General features: G+C 67.0%; 18 protein-coding genes. 9 read left to right on the forward strand and 9 right to left on the reverse strand.

The genetic code is table 11. The features are described from left to right. Window positions 1-31: 31 nt before the first annotated feature. Window positions 32-676, reverse strand: coding sequence for an arylesterase (locus ACTG4X_RS14995; RefSeq protein WP_440534179.1), 645 nt, complete (start codon window positions 674-676; stop codon window positions 32-34). A 36-nt stretch (window positions 677-712) separates the two neighbouring features. On the opposite strand from ACTG4X_RS14995, the gene ACTG4X_RS15000 reads away from it, so the two are divergent. The 4 genes from ACTG4X_RS15000 to rlmB are packed head-to-tail and all read left to right on the forward strand — an operon-like array spanning window position 713 to window position 3,748. Then, a complete protein-coding gene (locus ACTG4X_RS15000) occupies window positions 713-1,423 on the forward strand; it encodes an ABC transporter ATP-binding protein (RefSeq protein WP_093052161.1) in 711 nt (236 codons plus the stop codon). 55 nt (window positions 1,424-1,478) lie between these two features. Then, the gene (locus tag ACTG4X_RS15005; protein WP_307614535.1) at window positions 1,479-1,970 is read left to right on the forward strand and encodes a hypothetical protein; all 492 of its coding nucleotides are present in this window, start codon (window positions 1,479-1,481) and stop codon (window positions 1,968-1,970) included. Between the two features lie 4 nt (window positions 1,971-1,974). After that, window positions 1,975-2,958 carry a hypothetical protein gene (locus ACTG4X_RS15010; protein ID WP_093052157.1) on the forward strand — a complete coding sequence of 328 codons (984 nt, stop codon included), beginning with the start codon at window positions 1,975-1,977 and terminating at the stop codon, window positions 2,956-2,958. Between the two features lie 43 nt (window positions 2,959-3,001). Further along, complete coding sequence (gene rlmB, locus ACTG4X_RS15015) at window positions 3,002-3,748, forward strand: 23S rRNA (guanosine(2251)-2'-O)-methyltransferase RlmB (RefSeq protein WP_007828317.1); 747 nt, start codon at window positions 3,002-3,004, stop codon at window positions 3,746-3,748. A 12-nt stretch (window positions 3,749-3,760) separates the two neighbouring features. Here rlmB and ACTG4X_RS15020 read toward each other — a convergent pair whose 3' ends face one another. The 3 genes from ACTG4X_RS15020 to ACTG4X_RS15030 all read right to left on the reverse strand — a co-directional run bounded on the left by ACTG4X_RS15020 (window position 3,761) and on the right by ACTG4X_RS15030 (window position 5,943). Beyond that, the gene (locus tag ACTG4X_RS15020; RefSeq protein ID WP_440534180.1) at window positions 3,761-4,957 is read right to left on the reverse strand and encodes an NAD(P)/FAD-dependent oxidoreductase; all 1,197 of its coding nucleotides are present in this window, start codon (window positions 4,955-4,957) and stop codon (window positions 3,761-3,763) included. 115 nt (window positions 4,958-5,072) lie between these two features. Further along, window positions 5,073-5,243 carry a hypothetical protein gene (locus ACTG4X_RS15025; protein WP_176928733.1) on the reverse strand — a complete coding sequence of 57 codons (171 nt, stop codon included), beginning with the start codon at window positions 5,241-5,243 and terminating at the stop codon, window positions 5,073-5,075. A gap of 109 nt (window positions 5,244-5,352) precedes the next feature. Then, the gene (locus ACTG4X_RS15030; RefSeq protein ID WP_440534181.1) at window positions 5,353-5,943 is read right to left on the reverse strand and encodes a helix-turn-helix domain-containing protein; all 591 of its coding nucleotides are present in this window, start codon (window positions 5,941-5,943) and stop codon (window positions 5,353-5,355) included. Window positions 5,944-5,991: 48 nt separating this feature from the next. Between ACTG4X_RS15030 and ACTG4X_RS15035 the strand changes: the two genes are divergently transcribed. Beyond that, window positions 5,992-6,513, forward strand: a complete 522-nt coding sequence (locus ACTG4X_RS15035; RefSeq protein WP_440534182.1) for an N-acetyltransferase family protein — start codon at window positions 5,992-5,994, stop codon at window positions 6,511-6,513. A 3-nt stretch (window positions 6,514-6,516) separates the two neighbouring features. On the opposite strand, the gene ACTG4X_RS15040 is transcribed toward ACTG4X_RS15035, so the two are convergent. Genes ACTG4X_RS15040 through ACTG4X_RS15055 form a run of 4 tightly spaced genes read right to left on the reverse strand, consistent with a single transcriptional unit; the run spans window position 6,517 to window position 9,183 of the window. Further along, window positions 6,517-6,993 carry a DUF3237 domain-containing protein gene (locus ACTG4X_RS15040; RefSeq protein WP_426392651.1) on the reverse strand — a complete coding sequence of 159 codons (477 nt, stop codon included), beginning with the start codon at window positions 6,991-6,993 and terminating at the stop codon, window positions 6,517-6,519. Window positions 6,994-7,006: 13 nt separating this feature from the next. Next, on the reverse strand, window positions 7,007-7,978 hold the full coding sequence (locus ACTG4X_RS15045; protein ID WP_354337857.1) for an aldo/keto reductase: 972 nt from the start codon (window positions 7,976-7,978) through the stop codon (window positions 7,007-7,009). A 39-nt stretch (window positions 7,979-8,017) separates the two neighbouring features. Continuing rightward, a complete protein-coding gene (locus tag ACTG4X_RS15050) occupies window positions 8,018-8,617 on the reverse strand; it encodes a chromate transporter (RefSeq protein ID WP_093053164.1) in 600 nt (199 codons plus the stop codon). After that, window positions 8,614-9,183: a chromate transporter gene (locus ACTG4X_RS15055; RefSeq protein ID WP_440534183.1), complete on the reverse strand. Its 570-nt coding sequence runs from the start codon at window positions 9,181-9,183 to the stop codon at window positions 8,614-8,616. The genes ACTG4X_RS15050 and ACTG4X_RS15055 overlap by 4 nt, the downstream gene beginning before the upstream one ends. 85 nt (window positions 9,184-9,268) lie before the next feature. Here ACTG4X_RS15055 and ACTG4X_RS15060 point away from each other — a divergent pair, with 85 nt between their 5' ends. Continuing rightward, window positions 9,269-10,192: a YihY/virulence factor BrkB family protein gene (locus ACTG4X_RS15060; protein WP_093052133.1), complete on the forward strand. Its 924-nt coding sequence runs from the start codon at window positions 9,269-9,271 to the stop codon at window positions 10,190-10,192. Between the two features lie 8 nt (window positions 10,193-10,200). On the opposite strand, the gene ACTG4X_RS15065 is transcribed toward ACTG4X_RS15060, so the two are convergent. Then, on the reverse strand, window positions 10,201-10,752 hold the full coding sequence (locus tag ACTG4X_RS15065; protein ID WP_093078120.1) for a DUF924 family protein: 552 nt from the start codon (window positions 10,750-10,752) through the stop codon (window positions 10,201-10,203). A gap of 135 nt (window positions 10,753-10,887) precedes the next feature. Between ACTG4X_RS15065 and ACTG4X_RS15070 the strand changes: the two genes are divergently transcribed. From ACTG4X_RS15070 to ACTG4X_RS15080, 3 genes are all read left to right on the forward strand, one after another. After that, a complete protein-coding gene (locus ACTG4X_RS15070; RefSeq protein ID WP_093052127.1) occupies window positions 10,888-11,337 on the forward strand; it encodes a CHRD domain-containing protein in 450 nt (149 codons plus the stop codon). 64 nt (window positions 11,338-11,401) lie between these two features. Further along, a complete protein-coding gene (locus tag ACTG4X_RS15075; protein ID WP_093052123.1) occupies window positions 11,402-12,613 on the forward strand; it encodes a patatin-like phospholipase family protein in 1,212 nt (403 codons plus the stop codon). A 73-nt stretch (window positions 12,614-12,686) separates the two neighbouring features. Beyond that, window positions 12,687-13,436 carry an acetoacetate decarboxylase gene (locus ACTG4X_RS15080; RefSeq protein WP_093052120.1) on the forward strand — a complete coding sequence of 250 codons (750 nt, stop codon included), beginning with the start codon at window positions 12,687-12,689 and terminating at the stop codon, window positions 13,434-13,436. Window positions 13,437-13,480 lie beyond the last annotated feature (44 nt).

Here is a 13,480-nt window from a genome sequence, read left to right on the forward strand (position 1 = left end):
AGGCCTGCGCCTGCGGCGGCTTTTTTCTTGATTATTTCGGCAGCAGCTTGCGCAGCTCGGGCCAGACGTTGTCCAGCAGTTGCGGCTGCGCCGCGGCCGTCGGGTGGATGCGGTCGGCCTGGAACAGCGAGAGCGCGTCAGGCGCATCGGCCACGCCCTTGAGCAGGAAGGGCACGAGCGCGGACTTGGTCGCGCCCGCCACCTTGGAGAACACCGCCTCGAAGCGCCGCGTGTAGTCGCCGCCATAGTTCGGCGGCACCTGGATGCCGACGATCAGCACCTTCGCGCCCGCGGCCTGCGCGGCCTTGGTGATCTGCATCAGGTTGCTTTCGGTGTCCGAGAGCGGCAGGCCGCGCAGGGCGTCGTTTGCGCCGAGCTCCAGCACCACGTGGCTGGGCTTGTGCTGCGCCAGCAGCGAAGCAAGGCGCGAGCGCCCGCCGGAGCTGGTGTCGCCGCTGATGCTGGCGTTGACCACGGTGGCCGCGATCTTCTGCTGCGCAAGCCTTTTTTCCAGCAAGGGTACCCAGCCTTCGCCGCGCTTGAGGCCGTACTCTGCGCTCAGCGAATCGCCGAGCACCAGGATCACCGGCTTGCCAGCCGTCGGTACTTGGGCCTGAGCCTGGGCCTGCGCCGCGGTCGTCCATAGCCCCGCGCTGCCGAGCGCGGCGGTGGTCAAGATAAAGTCACGTCGATTCAAAACCAAAGCCTTTCCATGTCCCAACCCCCGTCTGATGCAATTGTCGCCGTCGAGCATGTCTTCAAGTCCGTCACCGATTCGGCCGGCACGCTGGACATTCTGCAGGACATCGATTTCACCCTCGGCGCGCGGGAAACCGCGGCCATCGTTGGCGCCTCGGGCTCCGGCAAGAGCACGCTGCTGTCGATCATCGCGGGGCTGGACACGCCCACGCGCGGCACGGTGCGCATCGCCGGCGAAGACATCTTCGCCATCGACGAGGACGAGCGCGCCGCCGTGCGCGCGCAGCGCGTGGGCTTTGTGTTCCAGAGCTTTCAACTGCTCGGCAACCTGAGCGCGCTCGAAAACGTGATGCTGCCGCTGGAGCTGGCCAACCGCAAGGATGCGCGCAAGGCTGCCACCGAAATGCTCGGCCGCGTCGGCCTTGGCCAGCGGCTCGGGCACTACCCCAAGGTGCTCTCGGGCGGCGAGCAGCAGCGCGTGGCGCTGGCCCGCGCCTTCGTGGTGCAACCGGCGCTGCTGCTGGCCGACGAACCCACCGGCAGCCTCGACTTCGCCACCGGCGAGCAGGTGATGCGGCTGATGTTCGATCTCAATCGCGAGCTCGGCACCACGCTCGTGCTCGTTACCCACGACCGGGGCATCGCAGCCCGATGCGAGCGACGCATCACCATCGAGGCCGGTCGTGTCGCACTTAATGAAAAAGTGGCTCTGGCGCCCGCCTGACAAGCGCAATAAGCTATTAAACATAAGTAAATAGCCAGCCACACAGGAGATATTCATGGAGGAGCTTCCGACCGACGCCGTCCTGGCGCTGCAGCGCGGCAGGATGATCGAGGCCATCAAGATCGTGCGCGCCCGCACGGGCGTGGACCTCAAGTCGGCCAAGGACGCTGTCGATCGCTACGCCGACAGGCTGGAGCGGGGGGAAGGCGAAGCCAGCGGACGCGGTGCGCCTGCCGCCGCCATGCAGGACCGCGGCTTCGCCTCCATGCCCTCCATCGCACTCGCAGCCCTGGCGCAGGGCAACAAGATCGAGGCCATCCGCCTCACGCGCGAAGCCACGGGCCTGAGCCTGTCCGCGGCCAAGCGGCTGGTCGACAACCATGACGATCCGGCGCTCGGAAGTTTCAGCCCCCTGACCCAGCACATGCCCCGCCGCCAGATGGAGGAACCGGGCCGCGTGCATGGCGACGGCTACAAATGGCTGCCGGCGTTGATCATCGTGCTGGCGGCGGTCATGGCCTGGTTGTTGATTGCCGGAAAGGCTTGAGTCGATGATCGTTCCCCAGTTCTGGGCCGAAGGCCGTATCCAGGAGAGCGTGGCCGGCAAGCAGTTCACCGTGCGCCGCTTCGGCTGGTCCGACGAGAGCCCGCTGGCCGCGCAGGCGCACGCCGACCAGCGCACGCGCGATGCCTTCGATCGCATCGTCCACAAGGGCGAGAAGCTCGAGCGCCGCGAACGCAAGATGCCCTACAACGGTGCCGACGGCATGCCGATCCGCGAGGAAATCGTCGAGCGCCAGGGCGACACCGTCATCACGCGCAACACCTACGGCGCGCGCTGCCTCAACACGCCCGACGTGCTGTTCGTCGACATCGACTTCGAGGAGCCCTTGCGCGGCAGCGTGTTCGGCTTTGCGCTGGTGCCGGCGCTGATCGCCGGGGTGGTCGGTGGCTGGGCCGCCAAGACCTGGCTGGGGGGGCTGATCGCGGGCATCGTGGTCTTCGTCGTGGCATGGGTCATCGGCCAGCGCAAGAAGCGCGGCGAGCACAGCGGCAACCCCGCGCCTGAGAAGCGGGCGGCCGAGCGCATCGGGCGCTTCATGCAGCAGCACCCCGACTGGCACCTGCGCATCTACCGCACGCCCGCAGGCTTCCGGGTGCTGGCGATGCACGACGTCTTCGATCCGACCGACACCGCGGTGGCCGACTGCTTTCATGCAATGGGCGTCGACAAGGTCTACGCACGCATGTGCCGCAACCAGAAATGCTTTCGTGCCCGGGTGAGCGCCAAGCCCTGGCGCATCGGCATCGGCGAACACATGCGGCCCCAGCCGGGCATATGGCCAGTGTCGCCCGAGAAGCTGCCTGCGCGCGACGCCTGGATCGCGCGCTACGAAAAGGCAGCTGAGGGCCATGCGGCCTGCCAGTACCTGGAGAGCGTGGGCAACGGTGCGAAGGTGCATCCGAGCGCGCTGGCGGTGCAGGAACTGCACGACGAGCGCACCCGGGCGCTCAGTGGTTTGCCGATCGCCTGACCACGCGAAATGGCCGGGTCCCGGGGGTAGGGATAATCCAGGGATGTCTTCCCCCAAAGTGATCTTCGGCTTCCATGCCGTGGGCGTGCGCATCAAGACCGCGCCTAAATCGGTGCTCGAAGTGATGTTCGACGCCAGCCGGCGCGATGCGCGCATGAAACAGTTCATCGCGCGTGCGCAGGAAGCCGGTGTGCGGCTGGTCGAGGCTGACGGCCTGCGGCTGTCCAAGCTCAGCGGCAGCCACGGCCATCAGGGCGTGGTGGCACGGGTTGAACCCGTGGCCCAGGTCCGCTCGCTCGACGAACTGCTCGAGGGCCTCGAAGAGGCCGGCACCGTGCCCCTGCTGCTGGTGCTCGATGGCGTGACCGACCCGCACAACCTCGGCGCCTGCCTGCGCGTGGCCGATGGCGCCGGCGCGCATGCGGTCATCGCGCCCAAGGACCACGCGGCCGGCATCAACGCCACCGTGGCCAAGGTGGCGAGCGGCGCGGCCGAGACGGTGCCTTACTTCATGGTCACCAACCTCGCGCGCACCCTGAACGAACTCAAGGAACGCAACATCTGGTGCGTGGGCACCAGCGACGATGCCCCGGGCACCATCTACCAGAGCGATTTCAAGCGCCCCCTGGCGCTGGTGCTGGGCGCCGAAGGCGAAGGCATGCGGCAGCTCACGCGCAAGACCTGCGACGAGCTGGTGAGCATTCCGATGGCCGGCGCGGTCGAGAGCCTGAATGTCTCGGTGGCCAGTGGCGTGTGCCTCTACGAGGCGATGCGCCAGCGCGGCGCCTGAGCGTCGTCTCTTTTAGCTTTTGGGCAGCGATCCACCCTTGCGGTGGAAGTAGATGAGCTCCGCCACCCGCCGCATCTGCGGCGTGCCCAGCAGGTGGTTGAACATCCAGTCGCTCTGGAAATGGTCGAAGGCCCAGCGCAGCGCGCGCTTGAGCCGGAAGCCCGGGTAGCCACGAACGAACCACGTGGCCGGGTCGCCGGCCTCGCCGCGCACGAAGCGCGCTACGGCCTCGCCCGCGCGCTCGCCGTGCAGCAGCGCTGTGTGGATACCGCCGGCAGTCACCGGCGACACCATGCCCGCCGCATCACCCACCAGCAGGGCCCGCTCGCGCGCCACCATCGGCAGCACGCCGCCGCACGGGATCATTCCCGCGCGCACCGCGACAGGCGGGGCGTCGCCGGGCGTGACCACCGAGGCAATTTTGCGCAGCAGCGGATCGAGCTTCAGTGCGCCCGCGCTGTTGTGCACCATGCGGCGCGCCAGCCCGATCTGACTCACGCCGACCCCGTCGAGCGCCCAGCCGATATAGCCTGGCGCGAGCTTGCGGTCGATGAAGCAATGCAGCAGGCCGGGCGTCATACGCGCGCCCTGGTACTCGTGCTCGATGCCGTAGAGGAAGCGCGTGTTGCGCGACAGGCCCAGGGCCTTGGCAACGCGCGAGTGGGGGCCGTCAGCGCCCACGAGGTAGGTGGCCGTGATGCAGGGCCCTTGCGTCACCGGCACTTCCCACCGGCCGTTGAGCCACAGCGCCTGCTCGAACAGCGTGCCCAGCCGCACGTCGACGCCGCTGGCGCGGGCCGAGCCGACCATCCAGTCGAGCAGGGCGGGCGCGTCGGTGGCCCAGAACCAGTAGCCCGGCGCGTGCAGGTCGACGTGGCGCATGTTGGGCGCATAGAGCCGCACGCCTTCGATGCGGCGCACTAGCGCGGGTGGCACTTCGGCCAGCCACGGCACGCTGTCGACCGCGTCCTTGACGATGATGCCGGTGGTGTGCAGCTTGGCGCCGGCACTGCTCTTCTTCTCCAGCACCATCACGCTGAGACCTGCAAGGGCCGCGGCCCGGGCACAGGCTAGGCCCGCAAAGCTCGCGCCCACGACGAGAAGGTCGACTTTGATGTTGCCGGGGCTTGTTGCCGGAGCCGGGGCCGGCTGGGGCGCTGCGCAGGATGAGGAGGCGAGGGGATAAAAGAAGCTGGAAGAAGTGTGCATGGGGCAGCCAACTGGATTCGATGCGCACCGCGGTCTGCGGTGCGCATGCGAAGTTAGCTACGCCATGTGCGTGCGGCGTGAAGCCTGTGTGAACCTGCTGGATGCACCCGGCCGGTCAGGACGGATCCTTGCCACGCGTGCGGCTCACCGCGCTGAAGATGCCGATCCCCAGCAGGATCACCGCCCCGATGCCGATGTAGAGCGTCGGCACGCCGGCGACGGAGGCGCCCCAGATGAGGCCGCCCAGGAAGATCACGAAACCGATCATGTAGAGCGCGAATGACATCGTCGTTCCTCTGAAGCTGAGATGCCTTGCAGTATCCCGAGGGGTGGCAGGCGCCGCACAGGCGTCGACCGCCAGTGCGTGTCGGAGCTTGCCTACCCTGCGCGTACGGCTACTCCGGGCTTGCCGCCAGCAGATAGCGGCAGGCGGTGCGCCCCAGCGCCTTGAAGACCAGTGGCCGGTCCACGCCGAAGTCGAGGCAGTCGCCCGGTGCGAGTTCGAAGCGCTCGTCGCCGTAGTCCACCCGCAGCGCGCCTTCGAGCATCCACAGGCATTGCCGGTAGGGCTTGCCGCTCCAGCGCGGGTAGTCGACCTGCGCCGAGCACGGCAGCTCGACCTCGACCAACTCGACGCCGCCGCCCGCATGACGCTCGGCGACCTGGCGCCGCAGGTAGCCGGCCTTCGGGTCGCGCCAGATTTCTTGCTCGGCGCGCGTGCGCAGGCGCTGTGGCTGCTCTTTCTCTTCCGTCAGGAGCTGCGCCAGCGGCACCCCGAGCCCGGCGGCCAGCCGGCCCAGCAGCACGGCCGTGGGGCTGCTCTGCGCACGCTCCACCTTGGAAATCATGGCCTTGCTCACGCCCGAACGCTCAGCCAGCTCCGCGAGGCTCAGTGCTTGCGCCTGCCTCAGCGCCAGCAGCCGGGTGGCGATGAGCATGTCGATGTCCTGGCCGGGCGCGTCGGCAGGAGATGAATCGTTTCTCATATGAGATTATTATTCTCCTATATTGAACGAAATTTCAACGAGGACACCATGCGTCTCATCCCCTGCACAGAAGAAGCGCACTCCGCCGCGATCCTGGCCATCCTCAACGAGGCCATCGTCACTTCTACCGCGCTGTACGACTACAAGCCGCGCACGCCAGAGAACATGGTCGCGTGGTTTGCCACCAAGCGCGCCAACGGCTTTCCCGTGATCGGTGCCGTGGACGATGCCGGCAAGCTGCTGGGTTTCGCGAGCTACGGCACGTTCCGCGCCTTTCCTGCCTACAAGTACACGGTGGAACACTCGGTCTATGTCGACAGCGCGCACCGCGGCGAGGGCCTGGGCCGCACGCTGATGGAAGCGATCATTGCCGAGGCCATCGCGCGCGACGTGCATGTGATGGTCGGCGCCATCGATGCAGCCAACGCCGGCAGCATCGCGCTGCACGAGCGCCTGGGCTTCGAGCATTCGGGCTCGGTGCGGCAGGCCGGTTTCAAGTTCGGCCGCTGGCTCGACGTGGCCTTCTACCAGCGCATTCTTGCGACGCCGATGAATCCGGTCGACGGTTAGCAGCTAGATCAGCGCGAAGAAGCGCATCACCACCTCGGCCGGGTGGCGCACACCGGCGCCGACGAACATGCGCTCGTTGATCCACTTCAGCGAAGGCGAGGCGGTCTCGAAGCGCGGGCTGCAGCGAAAGTACACCTGCGACGGATCGACCGGCTCGCCGCGCAGCAGCTTGCCCATCACCTCGGGCGAGGCCGAACGCACTGCATGGTTCTGCACGTAGACCATATCGCCGGCATCGGTCTCCAGTCCATAGCGCGCATCGAGTTCGGAGAGCGTGTCGCTCACTATCAGCTGAAAGTCGCTGCCGCCCGGCAGCACGCGCGCCCGCCAGCCGTGGCCGATGGCTTCGCCGCCCGTGATCGGCACCACGCGGCGCAGTCCGCGCGGGCTGTTGCCCAGCACCTGCGGCACGCCCACCTCGACGCGCAGGTCGACGAAGTGCTCGAGTGCGGGCGCTGCAATGGTGTCGAACACGCTCATCGCCGGGAGCCGCTCAGGCAGCGGGTTTTGCTTCAGCGCTGGCGCGGTCGAGCATCTCGATGGTGCCCGCGTCGAGCTTCAGCTGCGTCGCGACCACGAGCTCTTCGAGCTGCGCGATGGAGGTGGCGCTGGCAATGGGCGCCGTCACGCCCGGCCGCGCGATCTGCCAGGCGATGGCGACCTGGCCCGGCTTGGCGTTGTACTGCTGGGCCACCTTGTCGAGTGCGTCGAGGATGCGCAGGCCGCGCTCGTTGAGGTACTTCTTCGTGGTGTTGGCGCCGCGCGCGCTCTTGGCGGCATCGGCCTCGGTGCGGTACTTGCCCGTGAGGAAGCCGGCGGCCAGAGCGTAGAAGTTGATCACGCCCACTTCGCGCTTGATGCACAGCGGCTCCAGCGCATCTTCGAACACGGCGCGGTCGTACAGGTTGTACAGCGGCTGCAGGCTTTCATAGCGGGCGATGCCCAGGCGTTCCGACACGTCGAGCGCCTCGGCCAGCCGCGGTGCGCTGTAGTTCGAGGCGCCGATGGCGCGCACCTTGCCTTCCTTGATCAGGTCGTCGAAGGCGCCGAGCGATTCTTCGAGAGGCGTGCTGGCATCGTCGTCGTGCGACTGGTAGAGGTCGATGTAGTCCGTCTGCAGGCGCTTGAGCGAGGCCTCGACGGCTTCGCGGATGTACTTTGGTGCCAGGCCCACCTTGCCTTCGCCCATCGGCTTGCCGACCTTGGTGGCCAGCACCACGCGGTTGCGCTTGCCGCTGTGCTTGAGCCACTTGCCGATGATCGTCTCCGACTCGCCGCCGGTGTGGCCCGGCACCCATGCCGAATACACGTCCGCGGTGTCGACGAAGTTGAAGCCCGCGTCCAGCCAGGCATCGAGCAGCTTGAACGACGCCGCTTCGTCGACGGTCCAGCCGAACACGTTGCCGCCGAAGGCGAGCGGGGAAACCAGGAGGCCGGAGCGGCCGAGCGGGCGGAGTTGCGACATGTCGAGTGTTCCTGAAGAAGAAAGGGATGAGACGAAGGATCAGACGAAGCCCACGGCGCCCAGCGCCGCCCCGGCGCCGAGCAGCCAGAGCAGATGAATGCGCGTGCGCCAGACAATAAGGGCGGAAACGCCGGTCAGCAGCCACAGGTGCCAGGCAGGCGCATTGCCGGCATGGTTTCCCGCAGCCAGCACCCAGCCGGTGGCGATCAGCAGGCCCACCACCACGGGCGCCATGCCCTGCTTGAAGGCGCGGACCTCTCGGCGCGTGCGGTTGCGGTGGCCCCAGCGCGTGGCGAAGTAGGTGAGGGTGGTACTCGGCAGCATGATGCCGACCATGGTGAGCATCAGCCCGAAGAAGCCGAGCAGCCAGGCCGAGGGCCCGGCGCCGATGCCGCCGCCCGCGTTGAGCCCGACGTTCCAGCCCATCAGCGCCACGAACAGCACGTTGGGGCCGGGCGCGGCCTGCGCGATGGCAATGGAGGAGCTGAACTGCGCGTCGGTGAGCCAGCTGTGCTGGACCACGAGGTAGCGGTGCATGTCGGGCACCGTGGTGATGGCGCCGCTGATCGACAGCAGCGACAGCAGCGCGTATTGACCGAACAGGGCCAGCCAGTCGTGCCATTGCATCGTGATGGTCATGGCGCGATCTTCTTCCAGGTCCACACGCAGGCGACGCCGCCGACCACCAGCAGCACCCATCCGAGCGGAATCTTGAACACCGTAATGGCCACGAACACCAGCGCCATGAAGGAGAGGCAGGTTGCAAAGCCCAGCGGATGCTTGCGCAGCTGCGGCACCAGCTTGATGCCGGTCGCGGCAATCAGTCCGCCCGACACCGCGCCCATGCCGCGCAGCGCGGCCGCCACCTGCGGGTTGCCGGCGAAGTGCGCATACAGCACGGCCAGCGCAAGAATGACGACCAGAGGGATGGTCAACATGCCCGCCAGGGCGGCGAGCGCGCCGCGCAAGCCGAAGTAGCGGTCGCCGATCATCAGCGCGAGGTTGATCACGTTGGGACCCGGCATCACCTGCGCCACCGCCCAGTCTTCGAGGAACTGCTCGGGCGTGAGCCATTTCTTCTTCTCGACCATCTCGCGCTGGACGATGGCGAGCACACCGCCGAAGCCCTGCAACGCGAGCCAGGTGAATGAAACAAAAAGGTCGCGTGGCGACTGGGGCTGGGCAGCGGGGGGAGACGGGTGCATGTGGAGCGATTATCGTAGGCACGCTTTCAACATGCCGGGCGCCGGATCGACATGGCGCCGGGCGATTCCACAGGGACACTTCAGCATGGTCAAGCAACTGCGCGCACTCTTCGATCTCTGCCAGCGGGCCTTCAACTCCTGGTCGAACGATTACGCCCCGAGCATGGGCGCCGCGCTGGCCTACTACACAGTGTTCTCCATTGCACCGCTGCTGCTGATCGTGATTGCGGTGGCCGGCCTGGTCTTCGGGCAGGAGGCCGCGCGCGGCGAGATCTTCGCGCAGCTCTCGGGCCTGATGGGCGAGCAGGGTGCGGCTGCGGTGCAGGGCATGCTGAAGGCCGTCAACAAGCCGGCCGAAGGCATCGTCGCCACGGTGATCGGCATCGGGCTGCTGGTGCTGGGCGCCACCACCGTCTTCGGCGAACTGCAGGACGCGCTCGACCGCATCTGGCGCGCGCCGGCCCGCGCCAAGAACAAGGGGCTGTTCAACATGCTGCGCGTGCGGATGCTGTCGTTCAGCATGATCATGGGCATCGGCTTTTTGCTGATGGTGTCGCTGGTGGCGAGTGCGGCGCTCGCGGCCCTGGGTAAGTGGTGGTCGCCGGTGTTCGGAGCGTGGGAGACAACGGCGCAGGCCGTCAACTTCGTCTTCAGCTTCGCGATGGTGACGGCGATCTTCGCGATGATCTACAAGATCATGCCGCGCGCCAAGGTGCAGTGGCGCGACGTGTGGGTGGGGGCGGCCGTCACGGCGCTGCTCTTCACCGTGGGCAAGCACCTGATCGGGCTGTACATCGGCAAGAGCAGCGTGGCCTCGGGCTACGGGGCCGCGGGCTCGCTGGTGGTGGTGCTGGTGTGGGTTTACTACTCGGCGCAGATCTTCCTGCTGGGGGCCGAGTTCACCTGGGTCTATGCGCGTACCTACGGCTCGATGAAGGACACGAAGGGCATCGCCGACCTGAACCCGTCGCCGACGCGCAACGTGCCGCTGCCACACAACGACACCTGAGCCTCGCTTCAGCCGGCGAAGCCGCCTTCGTCGAGGTACTTCTGCTCTTCCGCCGTGGTGCTGCGCCCCATCATCCTGTTGCGGTGCGGAAAGCGGCCGAAGCGCGCAATGATGTCCCGGTGCAGCACCGCGTAGCGCTGCGTATTGGCGTCGAGCGCCGCGTTGAGTTCGACCGAGCGCTCCTGCTCGGCCAGCACTTCGGAATGCATGAAGGGCAGGTAGAAGAAACGTCGCAGCACCGGTTCGCACTGCAGGTCGAAGCCTGATTCGACTGCCTGCTTCGCCACGGCCAGCGCCTTGCCGTCGGTGGCCAGCATGTGCGGGCTGCCGCGCCAGGTGTTGCGGGGAAACTGGTCGAACAGCACCAGCAAGGCCAGGGCGCCTTCGGCATCGGATGTCCAGTGGTCGAGTTCGCCACGGGCTGCGGCCTGATGGGCGTGCGAGAAGCGGGCGGCGAAGTCGGCGTCGAAGGCGTCGTTCTTGGCAAACCAGCGGTCCGGGCCGGCTTCGCGCCAGAAATCGACCACGTCGCGGGCGGTGGGGAGGGCGTTGAAAGTCATCGTTGCATTTTCTTTCAGCCTTTCAGCCCTTTTTCAGCCGTTGGGCGGCCGTCAAAGTCGGGGTGGTGGCCGACAAGCCAAGCCCGCCGTGCTGCCTATGCTGTGGAGGCTTTCATAACTCAGGAGATCAAGCTCATGACCAAATATGGCACCCTTTTGCGCGCAGCCCTCATCACTGGGGTGGCCAGTGCCGCGCTGGTCGGCTGCGGAATGATGTCGAAGTCGAACGTCGCGAGCTTCAGCGGCGCGATGAACGCAGCCAGCGAAGTCCCGCCCAACATGACGCGCGGCAGCGGCATGGCCGAGGCCTGGCTCGACCGCGACACCAACGTGCTCAAGTACAAGATCACCTACACCGGCCTGAGCGGCCCGGCCACCATGGCGCACTTCCACGGCCCGGCCGCCGCGGGCGCCAATGCGGGCGTGGTGCTGCCCTTTGCCAACCCGGCGAGCCCGATCGAAGGCCAGGCCACGCTCACGCCGGCACAGGCCGCCGACCTGTCCGCGGGCAAGTGGTACGCCAATGTGCACACCGCCGCCAACCCGGGCGGCGAGATCCGCGGACAGATGCTGCCGAAGATGTGACATCGTCCCGGGGGCAACAACCCCTGGTCAGGTTGGTGTCGCGGGGCTGGTGTCAAATGAACGCATGACGACGACACCACCGAAGAAGAAACCCCGTGCCGCCTCCTCCAAGCCCCTCAACCCTTTTGCTTCGCGCCGCGAAGACATGCGCACCGCCCGCAAGGCGCTGGTGCTGCAGGGTGGGGGCGCGCTCGGCGCCTACCAGGCCGGCGTGTATGCGGCGCTCAGCGAAACCGAGCTGCAGCCGCACTGGATTGCCGGCGTCTCCATCGGCGCCATCAACGCGGCACTGATTGCGGGCAATGCACCGGAAACGCGCGTCGACCGGCTGCGCGAGTTCTGGCACCTTGTGTCTTCGGGCCCCTCGCAGCGCCTGCCTTCTTGGCTGGGCGACCGGGCCCTGCAGAACCAGTACAGCGCCACCATGGCCTCGCTGGTGGGCATTCCGGGCTTCTTCGAGCCGCGGTACTCGCCGGCCTTCCTGATGGGCGGGGCGGCGCCGCTGCTGAGCTATTACGACACCTCCGCGCTCAAGTCCACTCTGGAGCGCCTCGTCGACTTCGACCGCATCAATGCCTGCGAGGCGCGCTTCAGCGTGGGTGCGGTCAATGTGCGCACCGGCAACTCGGTGTATTTCGATAACACGCGCCAGCTCATCGGGCCCGAGCACATCATGGCCAGCGGCGCGCTGCCGCCGGGCTTCGCGCCAATCAGCATCGATGGCGATGACTACTGGGACGGCGGCATCGTGTCGAACACGCCGCTGCAGTACGTGCTCGACACGCATCCGCGCAGCGAGCCGCTGGTGGTGCTGCAGGTCGACCTGTTCAATGCGCGCGGCGAGATGCCGCGCACCATGGCGGGCGTGATGGAGCGGCAGAAGGACATCACCTACTCGAGCCGCACCCGCATGAACACCGATGCGCTGGCCGCCAACATGAACCTGCAGCAGGCGATTGCCGACCTGATCTCCAAGCTGCCGGCAGGCCTGCGCAACGACCCGAGCGTGCTCGCGGTGCAGTCGCAGCTCACGCACGAGCCCATAGACATCTTCCACCTGATCTACCGCGACAAGCCCTACGAGTTGGAGTCCAAGGACTACGAGTTCTCGCGCGCCGCCGTTGAAGAGCACTGGGATTCGGGCGCGCGCGACATGCGCAACACGCTGGCCCACCCCGAGACGCTGCGCGCCGATGCAACCGTCAACGGTGTGACCACTTTCGACCTTGGCGAGCACGGCTCGGGGCGCGTCAAGCGGCCGGGCCTGTCGCGCTGACACGGACGATTCAGCCTCAACTAAGAAACCAGCGCGAGACTGGGCCGTCACTTCAACAGGAGGAAATGTTTTCATGAACATTGAAGATGTGCGACGAACGGCATTCGCGATGCCGCTGACCAATCCCGCCTTTCCGCCCGGTCCGTACCGCTTTGTGCGGCGCGAATTTCTCATCCTCACGTACCGCACCGACATGGACGCCCTGCGCGCCGTGGTGCCCGAGCCGCTCGAAGTGGTCGAGCCGCTGGTCAAGTACGAATTCATCCGCATGCCCGACTCCACCGGCTTCGGCGACTACACCGAGTCGGGCCAGGTCATTCCGGTGCAGCTGCGCACCGCCAGGGGCGTGGAGAAGGGCGCGTACGTGCACGCGATGTACCTCAACGACCATCCGCCCATTGCCGGCGGCCGCGAGCTCTGGGGCTTTCCGAAGAAGCTCGCCTCGCCGGTGCTCGACTACGAGACCGACGTGGTGGTCGGCACGCTCGACTACGGCAAGGTGCGCGTCGCCAAGGCCACGATGGGCTTCAAGCACCGCGCGCTCGACCCGGAGCCCATCCTCGCGGGCATCGCGCAGCCGAACTTTCTGCTCAAGATCATTCCGCACGTCGACGGCACGGCGCGCATCTGCGAACTGGTGCGCTATCACATGGTCGACGTCACGCTGCACGGCGCATGGGGCGGGCCCGGCTCGCTCGAACTGCACCCGCATGCGCTGGCGCCCGTGGCCGACCTGCCGGTGCTCAAGGTCGAATCGGCCGTGCACTACATCGCGGACATGACGCTCGCACTCGGCACGGTCGAGCACGACTATCTCGCCTGATTCTTGCTGCCCCTTTTCAAACCCGACTCTTACCAAGGAACATC

The organism is Variovorax sp. YR566 (assembly GCF_051992195.1).
Taxonomy (GTDB): domain Bacteria; phylum Pseudomonadota; class Gammaproteobacteria; order Burkholderiales; family Burkholderiaceae_C; genus Variovorax.

Coding starts and splice junctions, on each gene's coding strand:
- ACTG4X_RS15000 (WP_093052161.1), top strand. CDS start 713: ATGTCCCAACCCCCGTCTGATGCAATTGTCGCCGTCGAGCATGTCTTC.
- ACTG4X_RS15005 (WP_307614535.1), top strand. CDS start 1,479: ATGGAGGAGCTTCCGACCGACGCCGTCCTGGCGCTGCAGCGCGGCAGG.
- ACTG4X_RS15010 (WP_093052157.1), top strand. CDS start 1,975: ATGATCGTTCCCCAGTTCTGGGCCGAAGGCCGTATCCAGGAGAGCGTG.
- rlmB (WP_007828317.1), top strand. CDS start 3,002: ATGTCTTCCCCCAAAGTGATCTTCGGCTTCCATGCCGTGGGCGTGCGC.
- ACTG4X_RS15020 (WP_440534180.1), bottom strand. CDS start 4,957: ATGCACACTTCTTCCAGCTTCTTTTATCCCCTCGCCTCCTCATCCTGC.
- ACTG4X_RS15025 (WP_176928733.1), bottom strand. CDS start 5,243: ATGTCATTCGCGCTCTACATGATCGGTTTCGTGATCTTCCTGGGCGGC.
- ACTG4X_RS15030 (WP_440534181.1), bottom strand. CDS start 5,943: ATGAGAAACGATTCATCTCCTGCCGACGCGCCCGGCCAGGACATCGAC.
- ACTG4X_RS15035 (WP_440534182.1), top strand. CDS start 5,992: ATGCGTCTCATCCCCTGCACAGAAGAAGCGCACTCCGCCGCGATCCTG.
- ACTG4X_RS15040 (WP_426392651.1), bottom strand. CDS start 6,993: ATGAGCGTGTTCGACACCATTGCAGCGCCCGCACTCGAGCACTTCGTC.
- ACTG4X_RS15045 (WP_354337857.1), bottom strand. CDS start 7,978: ATGTCGCAACTCCGCCCGCTCGGCCGCTCCGGCCTCCTGGTTTCCCCG.
- ACTG4X_RS15050 (WP_093053164.1), bottom strand. CDS start 8,617: ATGACCATCACGATGCAATGGCACGACTGGCTGGCCCTGTTCGGTCAA.
- ACTG4X_RS15055 (WP_440534183.1), bottom strand. CDS start 9,183: ATGCACCCGTCTCCCCCCGCTGCCCAGCCCCAGTCGCCACGCGACCTT.
- ACTG4X_RS15060 (WP_093052133.1), top strand. CDS start 9,269: ATGGTCAAGCAACTGCGCGCACTCTTCGATCTCTGCCAGCGGGCCTTC.
- ACTG4X_RS15065 (WP_093078120.1), bottom strand. CDS start 10,752: ATGACTTTCAACGCCCTCCCCACCGCCCGCGACGTGGTCGATTTCTGG.
- ACTG4X_RS15070 (WP_093052127.1), top strand. CDS start 10,888: ATGACCAAATATGGCACCCTTTTGCGCGCAGCCCTCATCACTGGGGTG.
- ACTG4X_RS15075 (WP_093052123.1), top strand. CDS start 11,402: ATGACGACGACACCACCGAAGAAGAAACCCCGTGCCGCCTCCTCCAAG.
- ACTG4X_RS15080 (WP_093052120.1), top strand. CDS start 12,687: ATGAACATTGAAGATGTGCGACGAACGGCATTCGCGATGCCGCTGACC.